Source organism: Pseudomonas sp. ES3-33 (assembly GCF_000952175.1).
In the GTDB taxonomy this organism is placed as follows: Bacteria; Pseudomonadota; Gammaproteobacteria; order Pseudomonadales; family Pseudomonadaceae; genus Aquipseudomonas; species Aquipseudomonas gregormendelii.
In genome coordinates, this window is record NZ_JZRI01000021.1 from 1 (window position 1) to 2,575 (window position 2,575).

Annotated in this window: 2 protein-coding genes; both read right to left on the minus strand. The window is 61.9% G+C overall.

From position 1 onward, the window contains the following. Positions 1-104: 104 nt before the first annotated feature. A complete protein-coding gene (gene istB / locus UB23_RS02535) occupies positions 105-860 on the minus strand; it encodes an IS21-like element ISPre4 family helper ATPase IstB (RefSeq protein WP_011077977.1) in 756 nt (251 codons plus the stop codon). A gap of 20 nt (positions 861-880) precedes the next feature. Next, positions 881-2,395 carry an IS21-like element ISPre4 family transposase gene (istA, locus tag UB23_RS02540; protein ID WP_041771204.1) on the minus strand — a complete coding sequence of 505 codons (1,515 nt, stop codon included), beginning with the start codon at positions 2,393-2,395 and terminating at the stop codon, positions 881-883. Positions 2,396-2,575 lie beyond the last annotated feature (180 nt).

Below are 2,575 nucleotides of genomic sequence, written 5' to 3' on the forward strand. Positions count from 1 at the left end.
TGCGCATTCCACGCCATCCGGCCACCCAGTCCACCAACATCCGGCCACCCGTTCCACGCTCATCCGGCCAGGCAGTCGGAGCGCAGCGACGCAGGTTTGCATTGTTAGTCTGAAGTCCCTGTCGTCGTCAATTTCGTTGCGCGTCTGCGCATCGATTCGCCCTTCAGTTCGATCCGATAAGCGTTGTGCACCAGCCGGTCGAGGATCGCGTCGCCCAAGGTCGGATCGCCGATCAGTGCATGCCATTTGTCCACGGGCATCTGGCTGGTGACCAGCGTCGAGCGGTTGCCGTAGCGGTCGTCCAATAGCTCAAGCATGTCGCGCCGTTGCGGTGCGGTAAACGGCGCCAGGCCCCAGTCGTCCAGGATCAGCAAGTCGGTCTTGGCATAGCCCGCCATCAGTTTCGCGAATCGACCGTCTCCGTGGGCCAGGCCCAGTTCCTCCATCAGGCGCGGCAGACGCAAGTAGCGCACGCTGTAGCCGTCACGGCAGGCCTTGTGGGCCAGCGCGCAGGCGAGCCAGGTTTTGCCTACACCGGTCGGGCCGCCGATGATCAGGTTCAAGCCATCGCGCAGCCATTGGCCGCTGCCCAGTTGCAGGATCAGGGACTTGTCCAGGCCGCGTGGGCTGCGGTAATCGATGTCTTCCAGGCAAGCGTTGTGGCGCAGTCGTGCCAGTTTCAGCCGGCTGCTCAGACGCGTGTTTTCACGTTCGGTCAGCTCGCGGTCGATCATCAGGCCGAGGCGTTCGTCGAAGCTCAGATCATTGATATCGGGCGTGGCGTGTTGCTCGCTCAGCGCCTTGATCATGCCGTGCAGGCGCAGGGTTTGCAGCTTGTCGAGTGTCGGATTGGGCAGCATTTTGGTGCTCCTTTTTCAGGTCAGTGGTAGTAGCCAGGGCCGCGCAGGTTGATGTGTTCGTCGGGCAGTAGCGGCAGGTTTTGCTGGGACAGCGGTAGCTTTTCCAGCCCTTGGCGCAGGATCGATTCAAGGCTTTTGTAGCTGCACGCGCCCAGTGCCAGCGCTCGCTGGCAAGCGGCTTCCAGCCGCTCTTCGCCGTGCTGCTTGCTCAGGCGCAGGATGCCCAGGCAGGCGCGGAAGCCGTGCTGAGGATGGATTCGGCGCTCAAGGATGTAGGCGATAACGCCAGCGGTGTTAGGCCCGGTCTGCTCGGCCCAGCGGATCAGCCGTTGCGGTGTCCATTCGGCGTGCTCCCGGTGGCTCTTGGGCATGTGCTCGGTTTGGGTGGTGTGGCGGCCTTTGTGCAGCGAGCGCAGGTGACTGGCCACCCGCTGGTTGGCGTGGAAGCACTCGACGGTCTTAGCGGTTAGCCGCACTTCGAGTTGGTGCTTCACCAACTGGTACGGCACCGAGTAGTAATGGCCCTCGACCTCGACGTGGTAGTCGATGTGCACCCGCACCTTTTTCCATTCGGCGTAGATGTACGGATGTTCTGGTAGCGGTTGCAGTGCGGGTTGGTCGATGGTCTCAAAGGCCGAGCGGCGTGAGCCGGGCAGCTTCTTGAAGGGCTTTTGATTGAGGCGTTCGAGCAGCAGGCTGATTGCCGTGTTGAGTTCGCCCAGCGAGAAGAACTGGCGGTTGCGCAGCGCGGCGAGGATCCAGCGCTCGACGACTTGCACGCCGACTTCGACCTTGGCTTTGTCCTTGGGTTTGCGCGAGCGAGCAGGTAATACGGCGATGCCGTAATGCTCGGCGAGATCGCGGTAACTGGGGTTGATGTCGGGCTCGTAGCGATGCGCCTTGGTGACGCCGCTGCGCAGATTATCGGGCACCAGGATCTGCGATGTGCCACCGAAAAAAGCAAAACAGCGGGCGTGCGAGCCCAGCCAGTCAGGCAGCTTCTGCGACCAGGTGGCCTCGGCAAAGGTGTAGCTGGACGCGCCGAGAACGGCGACGAAGATCTGCGTTTGGCGGATCTCGCCGGTTCGCCGATCAATGACCGGTACGGTCTGGCCGGCGTAATCGACGAACAGCTTTTCGCCGGCACGGTGCTCCTGGCGCATGACCACGTCGACCTTGGCGGCCCAGAGGCGGTAGTGCTCGCAGAACCAGCTGTATTGGAAGCCTTGCGGGTGGGCGAGTCGGTATTCCTGCCAAAGCAGGGCCAGAGTTACGCCGGGGCGGCGTAACTCCCCGTGTACATGAGCCCAGTCTGGCACCGGCCTTTGATCGCTGGGAACGGTGGGCGGCGGCGGAAAAAGATGCCGTTGTAACTCGGCGTCAGTCAGCGCAGAGGGCCAGGTCAGGCCGCTGGCAGCAAAGCGATTGAGGTACTCACCGACGCTGGCTCGGCCTACTTGCAAGCTGCCAGCGACCTGGCGGGCAGATAGGCCGACCTCGAATTTGAGACGTAGCACTTCTCGAATTTTACGCATGGATAAACGCTCCACGACGACCTCTCTGCTTCGATAAAAGAGGTCGATGGTAGTGAATAATCCTGCGTTGCTGCCTGCCTTAAGGGTGGCCGGATGAGCGTGGAATGGGTGGCCGGATCATCGTGGAATCAGTGGCCGGATGTTTATGGAATAGGTGGCCGGATGGCCGTGGAATCCGCA

What these genes read in the sequence shown, in the direction of transcription:
- istB (WP_011077977.1), bottom strand. Translation starts at nt 860, where the DNA reads ATGCTGCCCAATCCGACACTCGACAAGCTGCAAACCCTGCGCCTGCAC.
- istA (WP_041771204.1), bottom strand. Translation starts at nt 2,395, where the DNA reads ATGCGTAAAATTCGAGAAGTGCTACGTCTCAAATTCGAGGTCGGCCTA.